An 8635-nucleotide genomic window follows, 5' to 3' on the forward strand; every position below is an offset into this window, starting at 1 on the left:
CGTTATATTCATTTCTTTCGAAATATAACCATGTGTTGATTCCTTCATAACTTCAAAAGAGATCGTTCATGTCAGAATCAGATAGAATAATGATTTTTTCTGGTAATGCGAATCGTGATCTCGCTCGAGAAGTATCAGAACTTTTAGATATCAAACTAGGCAATTCAACTGTTACGCAATTCAGTGACGGTGAGTGTCATGTCGAAATTCTAGAAAATGTTCGCGGTCGTGATGTTTTTGTACTTCAGCCAACATGCGCTCCCACAAACGATAATTTAATGGAACTACTGATCATGGTAGATGCGTTATATCGTGCTTCGGCAGGGCGTATTACTGCTGTTATGCCATATTTTGGTTATGCGCGACAAGATCGTCGTGTACGTTCAAGACGCGTTCCAATCTCAGCTAAACTAGTGGCTGATATGCTTTCTACAAGTCGTGTAGATCGCGTTTTAACTGTTGATTTGCACTCAGACCAAATTCAGGGATTCTTCGACCTTCCGGTTGATAATATTTATGCTTCTGCCGTTTTACTACGAGATATCATAGAGAAAGACTACGATAATCTAGTGGTTGTGTCACCAGATGTTGGTGGTGTGGTAAGAGCGAGAGCTATGACTAAAAGCCTTCCTGGTGATGTTGGTCTAGCTATTATCGATAAACGTCGCCCAGAACCAAATGTCTCTGCAGTAATGCATATTATTGGTGATGTAAAAGACAAGACCTGTGTTTTGATCGATGACTTAGTGGACACTGGTGGCACCTTGTGTCATGCAGCAGAAGCGCTAAAAAAGCATGGCGCAAAAGCAGTTATTGCGTATGCTACTCATCCCGTATTTTCTGGTCCGGCAATAGATAACTTCAATAAATCTCAGTTAGATGAAATTGTAGTGACTAATTCTATTCCATTAAGTGAAAAAGCAGAAAAGTGTGCTAAAATCCGCCAGCTTTCTGTTGCGGACATTATCGCAGATACCATTTTCCGAATTCATTATGATGATTCGGTTAGTGATTTGTTCTCACATGTAGTAGACGATTAGTCTTAAAAAATTCGTTGGGCTGGGGTTACTGTAAAGTAATGCTGGCCTGACAAAATGTTGCAAAACTTGGTCGCGAGTTTTGCTTTTTTGTTTTTGGGTTGTTTCTTTAACTAATTGATAAATCAAGAATCAATCTATAATTTGGAGTAATAAAATGGCAGCTAAATATGAATTAGCCGCGGAAATGCGTGAAGACTTAGGTAAAGGTGCGAGCCGCCGCCTACGTCGTGTAAACAAAATTCCAGCGGTATTATACGGTGCAGGGCGTCCTGCATGGTCACTAACGTTAAACGAAAATCAATTAATGCGTAACCTTCAAGAAGAAAGTTTCTACGCAGCGATTATCGAATTAACACTAGAAGGTAAGCAGCAAAAAGTATTCTTGCGTGATCTTCAGCGTCACCCAGCAAAGCCATTCGTTTTGCATGTTGACTTACAGCGCGTAAGAGACGATGTTGAAATGACAGTAGTTCTTCCATTGCATATCCTGAATGAAGATACTGCACACGGCGTTAAGATGGAAGGTGGTGTTGTTACACGTAACCTTTCTGATATCGAAGTGGTTTGTTTACCGGGTAATTTACCTGAGTACATCGAAGTTGATCTTGCTGATCTTAAGTTGGGTGAGTCTTTACACTTATCAGATATCAAATTCCCTGAAGGTGTATCTTCTACAGAACTTTCTCATGGTGAAGATCATGATCATCTTATCGTTAGTATTCATGCTCCAAGAGCTGAAGAAGTGATTGAAGATGAAGCTCCTGAAGCACCAGCGACAGAAGCTGATGATGAAGAAGCTGAAGGCGGAGATGACGCTTAATTAATTTAAGCTAATTTCAATATGCCTGATCAAGCAATCACATTGATTATAGGTCTGGGAAATCCAGGCGAGAAGTATTCTAAAACCCGGCATAATGCCGGGTTTTGGTTTATTGATGCTTTAGCAAATGAATTCGGCGCTAGCTTTAAAACGGAAACCAGATTTTCTGGTGAAGTAGCTAAAGCCAATGTAGATGGTAACCAGGTTTGGTTATTAAAGCCTTCTACATTCATGAATCGAAGCGGTTTGTCGGCGCATCAAATATCTTCCTTCTATAAGATCAATGTAAAACAAGTATTAGTCGCTTATGATGAGCTGGATTTGCCTGTAGGGACTGTGCGTCTTAAGTTTTCAGGTGGTCACGGTGGTCATAATGGCTTACGTGATTTACACGCGCAAATTGGCAAAGATTATGCACGTTTGCGTTTTGGGATTGGTCATCCTGGTGACAGTAAAAAAGTAGCAGATTACGTACTTTCAAGACCTAATCAAAATGATGAAATTGAAATTCAGAATGCTATTGATCGTGCTCTGAAAGTGGTGTCACTTATTATTCAAGGTGATGACCAAAAAGCTATGAATACGCTACACACAAATTGATTTTTACAAAATTAGTCATATAGATTAAATCGTACGAATTTAAATCGCTAAACACTAAAACACACCCCCCTACTTATAGCTTGTTTTTCAAGTAGGATTTTTGAGGATTTATCATGGGTTTTAAATGTGGCATCGTTGGTCTACCCAATGTCGGCAAATCAACGTTATTTAATGCATTAACAAAAGCAGGTATCGCTGCTGAAAACTATCCTTTCTGTACTATTGAGCCTAACGTGGGAATCGTTCCAGTTCCTGATCCTCGCCTGGATGCGCTCGCTGAAATAGTACAACCTGAAAGAGTGTTGCCAACAACGATGGAGTTTGTGGATATCGCAGGCTTGGTTGAAGGAGCGGCGTCAGGTGAAGGTTTAGGTAATAAATTCTTATCACATATCCGCGAAACAGATGCGATTGCACAGGTTGTGCGTTGTTTTGATAACGACGATGTAGTGCATGTTGATGGTAAGATTGATCCGGTTTCGGATATTGAAACTATCAATACAGAATTAGCACTGGCTGATCTGGATGTTATAGAAAAAGCGATTCATCGTGCAACCAAGAATGCAAAATCTGGTAACAAAGATGCAATTGCGCAATTAGCTGTGTTTGAGAAAATACATGCGAAATTAGCAGAAGGTCACTCAGCACGTTCTGCTGATCTAGATAAAGATGAAAAACTTCTAGTAAAAGAATACCAGCTGATAACGATCAAACCGATCTTGTTTGTGGCGAATGTGGCAGAAGATGGTTTTGAAAATAACCCTTATCTTGATGCTGTTACAGAGATAGCTGCTAAAGAAGGTGCTGAAGTAGTCGCTGTAAGTGCCGAAATGGAAGCAGAAATGTCATCGTTGGAAGAAGACGAACTAGCGATGTTCCTAGATGATCTTGGTTTAAAAGAGCCAGGGCTTAATCGTGTGATCAATGCAGGTTATCAATTACTTCACCTACAGACTTTCTTCACCGCAGGTGTAAAAGAAGTACGTGCATGGACTGTTAAGCAAGGTGCAACTGCGCCAAATGGTGCGGGCCGAATTCATACAGATTTCGAGCGTGGTTTCATTCGTGCGGAAGTTGTTGGCTACGATGACTATATCGCATGTAAAGGTGAAGCTGGCGCGAAAGATGCGGGTAAATGGCGTCTCGAGGGTAAAGACTACATAATGCAAGAAGGGGATGTGGTTCATTTTCGCTTCAACGTCTGATTTCTTGTTCAACTTACGGTCTATCTTGCTCAATAGCTGCGTTGAAAAATAATCACTTACATTTGTAAGCTCATATTTTTTGCCTTGCTCTTGAACAAACTAGACCGCAATTTGAATAATAAATACATCCTCAATTCATGGGTTAAAGATTAAAAACTGCCTAAAAGGTGGGGGGTGTGCTTAAATATCTCCACTTGTTCATTCTACTGAAATATAACTATGTTAAATAACGAAAACCAACAAGCTATTGATGCTTTGAAAGATGTTGCGATGGCTGGCATTAAAGAACAGCGTAGTTCTCGACGCTGGTCTATCTTCTTTAAATTTGCGACTTTGATCTTACTGTTTTTACTGACGATGGCGATTGTTGGCTCTGCCATGTCTAAAAGTTCTCGTTTGAGTACTGCGACATCATACACAGCTGTGGTTGATATTCAGGGTGTGATTTTACAAGGTGCTGAAGCCAGTGCTGATAATATTATTCCTGCGTTACAAGATGCTTTCGAAGATAAGAAAGTGAAAGGTATTATTCTGCGTTGTAATAGTCCTGGTGGAAGTCCTGTTCAATCGAGTTATGTTTATAATGAAATCAGGCGTTTGCGTGGGATACATAAAGATAAAAAGGTTGTCGCTGTCGCAGCTGATCTATGTGCATCTGGTGGGTATTTTATTATCTCGGCAGCTGATGAAATCTACGTAAATCCTTCTAGCTTAGTGGGTTCTATTGGTGTGCGTATGCAAGGCTTTGGTGTCGTTGAAGCCATGAAGAAGATCGGTGTTGAGAACCGTGAATTAACGGCAGGTGAGAACAAAGCTATCCTTGATCCATTCTCACCGCGTAAACCTGAAGATGAAGCCTTCGTAAAAGATTTATTAGCCACAACGCATAAGCATTTTATCGATGCAGTTAAAGCAGGTCGTGGTGATAGATTGAAAAATGATCCTGATATATTTAGCGGATTATTCTGGACCGGTGAAGATGCTATGAAGCTTGGATTAGTCGATGGTTTTGGCAGTCCTGCTTCGGTTGCACGAGATGTAATTGGTGCTGAAACTATGGTTAACTTTAGTCCTGAAAAAGATATTTTTGAACGACTAAGTAAGCGCATCGGTGCATCAGTGACGAAACTGTTACTGGAATCCAATAATTCTCCTACACCTGTTTTATATAAATAAAACTCTCTGAACCAGAGGGGTGTACTTATGAATTATTTACATCTTTTAGATTATGCCGGTATCGCTGTGTTTGCAGCAACTGGTGCTTTGGCGGCTTCACGCTTGCGTTTAGATATCGTTGGTTTTATCTTTCTTGCCGCAATAACAGGCGTTGGTGGTGGTACTTTACGCGATTTACTGCTTGGCAAATTACCTGTTTTCTGGATTAAAGAACCGCTGTTTATTGGCATTTGTGTCATCGTTGCTGTGCTCGTTTTCTTTACCGCTCACCTGGTTGAATATCGTTATCGCCTTCTCTTATGGCTAGATGCGATAGGTATGGCAGCGTATTGTGTGATGGGTGCAATGATTGGTATAGAATATGGCATCTCACCTTACGCAGCAATTGTAACGGGGATTTCTACAGCCACATTCGGTGGAATTTTTCGTGATGTAATATCGGGTGAAAAGTCGGTATTACTCAGTGATGAAATTTATATCAGCGCAGCCTTGCTAGGCTCTACCAGTTTCGTATTTCTATTCTCAATGGGTGTGCCACAAATAGTCGCTGTTTTTGTTGGCGTGCTATTAGCGTTTGGTTTGAGGGCTGCGGCATTACTCTTTGGCTGGAGAACCCCGCGTTATAAATCACGTCAAGGTAGAAAGATCAAGTAACTGAAAACACTAAATTTCTCTTTTAGTATTAATGCCCAAAAACAGACCAGCCAGTGCGTTGCGTCAACATTTCCAGGGCTAAGGTTCCTAAATGGCTATTGCCGACTTTATCTAATCTAGGTGACCAAACCGCGATAGATGCTTTGCCCGGCACAACTGCCATGATTCCACCGCCAACCCCACTTTTGCCGGGTAGCCCAACGCGGAATGCAAACTCGCCCGAACCATCATAATGGCCACACATCATCATTAGTGAGTTAATTCGTCGTGCGCGCTTTTCGGATACCACATTCACGCCGCAACTTTTATCTAAACCGTCAGATACCAGAAACAGTGCAGCTTTTGCCAATTGCTCACAACTCATAGTGATCGAGCAATGGTTGAAATAGGCCCACAGCACATCATCTACCGCGTTCTCAAATAGACCAAAAGAAGCCATGAAATGCGCTAAAGATGCATTTCTATCTCCCGTTTTTAATTCTGATTCTGCAACCTTTTTATCAATCTGAATACTATCGTCATGAGCAATCTCGCGAATAAACTGTAGGATCTCTTCGATTAAATCATCGGGTGATCGACCTTCCATAATGGTATCGGCGATTGTGATGGCGCCAGCATTGATAAAGGGATTTCGTGGTTTACCGCTTTCCATCTCTAGTTGAACAATAGAATTAAACGGGTCGCCTGATGGTTCGCGACCTACACGTTTCCAGATGTCATCACCAAATTTTCTCAGTGCAATCGTGGTGGTGAATACTTTAGAAATACTCTGGATAGAGAATAAGGTTTGCGCATCACCCGCATGAAAGATTTGTCCATCTGCTAAAGCAACTGCAATGCCAAACTGATTTGGATCTACCTCGGCAAGTTGCGGTATGTAACTAGCCACTTTGCCCTCGGGAGGTAAAGCAGTCACTGCTGACGTGATTTCATCAAGAATTGTTTGTAAATCTTCCACTGTAAAGGTCATACCAAGCTGGGTTAATCGTTAATGATAACGTGATTTAGTCGCTTCACTAAGGTTTTTAAGTGTCTTAAATGGATTAGACGGAAATAGTATATATTTAGGGAGTAGACGAAAATTTTAGCAGAATGCTAACCCGTCTTAATGAACTCTAAATAACTCGCTTTGAGTTCAGGCATCACCTCAATAGTCGATTGGTAACCGAGCTTTACCAGCTCCACATCTCTGGTAAAATCTTCAAACTGGTATTCAGAAGTATCAGGCAAGATTAAAAAGTCGCTGTCATTTTCATAGTGATTTTCTAAACCATTCTGTCCAACTTCCAGTGCGCGAAACAGGGTCCCGATTAAGCCTACTTTTTTCATCTTGGCTTTACTTGTATTACTATCGTTTTTACCGAAAGACTTTTGCAGTTTAGCGCCAATATTGACAGAAACGATGTAATCAACATTATTATTACGCAATACCGAGCTGGGTACATTGTTCAAAATACCTCCATCAATCAAGGCCTCACCATCGCGTAAAATAGGTCGTCCCAGCAGCGGGTGGTTGATGCTTTCGCTAACGCTATCCGCTACATTACCACTGCTTCTCACAACCTCATTACCGCTAATCAAGTCCGTGCTGATGATATGCGTGGGTAATATCAATTGTTCAAAACGGGTGTTCTTGCCGAATACTTTATGAAAGCGTTTTTCTATCAACCCTGATCGAAACATCGCGAGTAAATACCATTTGTTTCCCTGCGGAATATATTTAACCCATTTTGGTGGTTTAATCCCGATATCGAAAAGTTGCAGCATGTGTTCACTGTCAAAACCAGCTCCATAAAATGCGGCGACAATCGCACCACCACTGGTGCCTGAAATTCTGTCAAAATATATTTCATGTTCTTCTAAAGCGGCTAACACACCGATATGCGCTAATGCTCTCGCGCCACCACCGCCTAGCGCAATACCCAGTTGGATATCATTGGCTAAATGGAATAAACGGCTTAAATCGCGATTCAACAATGTTTGTTTTTGGTTTTCTTCCTGTTCGTTGTCTTGGTCTTGGCCGGTATCAATGTCAATGTCGGAGTTAACATACTGAAAACGTAATGCATCATATGGCGTGTTCTCCGACGTATTTTCCGAAGTGCTAATAACAGGGGCGAGCGTTGTCGATTGCTCCTGCACCCATACCCATTGTGTTTTATGCAGAATACTGCTTCGATAATCCAGTAGTTCCATCGCACTCGCTAGGGTACTTTCAGAACCTTTGGATTGTTCGATGAAACACCAGATACGATCACATTGTGATAACAATGGAATGAATTCAGTTGTTTGATGGCCAATATCAATAAACACATGATCAACAGCCTCTGAGGCTTTAATCACATATTGTTGAGTTCTCTCAATAGCCCCTTTTTCGATTGATGCAGCAGGTACACCAATGCCTTCCCAATAATTCTGACGATCACTAAATACCGCGATTTTTTTATCTTTCTCCGCGAAGAACTCAATAGTCTGTGCCGCAAAATTAGCAGTGATGCCACAACTATGCACCAGACCAATGATGTGTAGTTTATTGCGTACACTATCACCTTTAAGTTCTCCTTGTAGCCAGCTACCAATGGTGCGGCTAAGGTTAATTGAAAAGGCAGGGATGTCATTGAGTAGTGCCAAAAAATCATCTTTCGCGACTTCCAGAATAGCCACATCGCTTAGCGCAATAGCAGAAGCGGTTCTGACGCCACCAGAGAGTAATGCCAGCTCACCAAAATGGTCGCCTTCTTTTAATATGTTGAGGTTTTTCTCGACACCATTCGATTTAGTCACGCGCATATTCACGCGTCCAGACTGGATGATAAATAGACTCTCACCGATTTCATCCTGAGTACAAATGTACTCGCCCGTATCGAATAAACGTTGCTCGGCATTGTCTAGAACATTCTGAATCTGAGTCTCAGTAAAGTCCTGAAATAATCGCCACTGCAAAAATGTATCTTTGATAATAAGCCTCTCTTAATAAAATCAAATTGGTAACATAAATATAGCTTATAGAATAAAAAGTGCCAGCGAAGGGCCAAAAACAAGCCAAAAGTAGGGGGGGGGGGTCAGGGCAAACGCATTAAAAATTGTTAATTTCAAATAACTTATGAGATATTCCTGATTTTTATATCAGGAGTATGTCA

At 41.2% G+C, this 8635-nt stretch carries 8 protein-coding genes; 6 read left to right on the plus strand and 2 right to left on the minus strand.

Annotated features, from left to right (window positions below; all coding sequences use genetic code 11):
• The first annotated feature begins 68 nt into the window (after positions 1-68).
• The 6 genes from Q1A31_RS19420 (at position 69) to Q1A31_RS19445 (ending at position 5495) form a co-directional block, all read left to right on the plus strand.
• Positions 69-1040, plus strand: a complete 972-nt coding sequence (locus Q1A31_RS19420; RefSeq protein ID WP_366943053.1) for a ribose-phosphate pyrophosphokinase — start codon at positions 69-71, stop codon at positions 1038-1040.
• A gap of 154 nt (positions 1041-1194) precedes the next feature.
• A complete protein-coding gene (locus Q1A31_RS19425; RefSeq protein WP_299880943.1) occupies positions 1195-1860 on the plus strand; it encodes a 50S ribosomal protein L25/general stress protein Ctc in 666 nt (221 codons plus the stop codon).
• Between the two features lie 21 nt (positions 1861-1881).
• Positions 1882-2460 (plus strand): aminoacyl-tRNA hydrolase, encoded by a 579-nt coding sequence (gene pth / locus Q1A31_RS19430; RefSeq protein WP_299880946.1) that lies wholly within the window; start codon positions 1882-1884, stop codon positions 2458-2460.
• 113 nt (positions 2461-2573) lie between these two features.
• Positions 2574-3665 carry a redox-regulated ATPase YchF gene (gene ychF, locus Q1A31_RS19435; protein ID WP_299880949.1) on the plus strand — a complete coding sequence of 364 codons (1092 nt, stop codon included), beginning with the start codon at positions 2574-2576 and terminating at the stop codon, positions 3663-3665.
• A gap of 219 nt (positions 3666-3884) precedes the next feature.
• Positions 3885-4841 carry a S49 family peptidase gene (locus Q1A31_RS19440; RefSeq protein WP_299880952.1) on the plus strand — a complete coding sequence of 319 codons (957 nt, stop codon included), beginning with the start codon at positions 3885-3887 and terminating at the stop codon, positions 4839-4841.
• A gap of 27 nt (positions 4842-4868) precedes the next feature.
• Entirely contained in the window at positions 4869-5495 is a 627-nt protein-coding gene (locus Q1A31_RS19445; protein WP_299880955.1) for a trimeric intracellular cation channel family protein, read from the plus strand.
• Positions 5496-5523: 28 nt separating this feature from the next.
• Here the strand turns inward: Q1A31_RS19445 and Q1A31_RS19450 are convergent, their stop codons facing one another.
• Together Q1A31_RS19450 and Q1A31_RS19455 are read right to left on the minus strand one after the other, a co-directional pair.
• Entirely contained in the window at positions 5524-6465 is a 942-nt protein-coding gene (locus Q1A31_RS19450; protein ID WP_299880958.1) for a glutaminase, read from the minus strand.
• Between the two features lie 125 nt (positions 6466-6590).
• Entirely contained in the window at positions 6591-8438 is a 1848-nt protein-coding gene (locus Q1A31_RS19455) for a cyclic nucleotide-binding and patatin-like phospholipase domain-containing protein (protein ID WP_299880961.1), read from the minus strand.
• Positions 8439-8635: the final 197 nt, after the last annotated feature.

Origin of the sequence: uncultured Cocleimonas sp. (genome assembly GCF_947495625.1) — a bacterium.
Taxonomy (GTDB): Bacteria; Pseudomonadota; Gammaproteobacteria; order Thiotrichales; family Thiotrichaceae; genus Cocleimonas.

Excerpts from the sequence above, each read along its gene's own strand:
- Q1A31_RS19420 (WP_366943053.1), top strand. The coding sequence starts at position 69 with ATGTCAGAATCAGATAGAATAATGATTTTTTCTGGTAATGCGAATCGT.
- Q1A31_RS19425 (WP_299880943.1), top strand. The coding sequence starts at position 1,195 with ATGGCAGCTAAATATGAATTAGCCGCGGAAATGCGTGAAGACTTAGGT.
- pth (WP_299880946.1), top strand. The coding sequence starts at position 1,882 with ATGCCTGATCAAGCAATCACATTGATTATAGGTCTGGGAAATCCAGGC.
- ychF (WP_299880949.1), top strand. The coding sequence starts at position 2,574 with ATGGGTTTTAAATGTGGCATCGTTGGTCTACCCAATGTCGGCAAATCA.
- Q1A31_RS19440 (WP_299880952.1), top strand. The coding sequence starts at position 3,885 with ATGTTAAATAACGAAAACCAACAAGCTATTGATGCTTTGAAAGATGTT.
- Q1A31_RS19445 (WP_299880955.1), top strand. The coding sequence starts at position 4,869 with ATGAATTATTTACATCTTTTAGATTATGCCGGTATCGCTGTGTTTGCA.
- Q1A31_RS19450 (WP_299880958.1), bottom strand. The coding sequence starts at position 6,465 with ATGACCTTTACAGTGGAAGATTTACAAACAATTCTTGATGAAATCACG.